The following is a 584-nucleotide window of genomic DNA, read 5'->3' on the forward strand; positions in this document are numbered from 1 at the left end:
GTTGTTTTTGGTCCAGGAGTTACGGAAGTTGCTCACTTTCCAAACGAATATATTTCTATTGAATCTGTTATAAAAGCCACTGAAATTATTGCTCTTACTATTATTGATTGGTGTGAAATTGCCGACTGATAAAGGAGGGGAAGCAATTTGATTGAAGTGAATAGACGGGACTTCAGCGCGCTGTGCATACAAGACTCTTTTAATAAAAGACTTCGAATTGAGGATTACCGAGGGAATATTTCTAGCATGATTTACTATATAAAGAGAGAGCTGGATAAGCACCAGTTAGAAAAGGTAATTATAAAGTCTCGCTACGAACAAGTTCAAAGCTGGTTGCAACATGGGTACCGTTTGGAAGCCACCATTCCATCTTATTTTAATGGAAGCACTGCTTACTTAATGACTTTTTATGAAAGCCAAGAGCGACAAGTGCACAATCATTATGCAAAAGAAAATAATCTACTTCAAAAAGTCCAGTTATTACCGCTAAAGTGCCCAGAAACATTGTTGTCACCTTACAAATTAAGGAAAGCTATAAAGAGTGACGCCAAACAGCTAGTAACATTATATAAAACGGTATTTAC

1 pseudogene is annotated in these 584 nt (G+C 36.6%); it reads left to right on the plus strand.

The window, feature by feature from the left end:
- Window positions 1-147 precede the first annotated feature (147 nt).
- Window positions 148-584, plus strand: a pseudogene (locus ACYVL2_RS20065) (putative beta-lysine N-acetyltransferase); the annotation flags it as partial.

The sequence above is a fragment of the Glycomyces halotolerans genome (genome assembly GCF_054779575.1).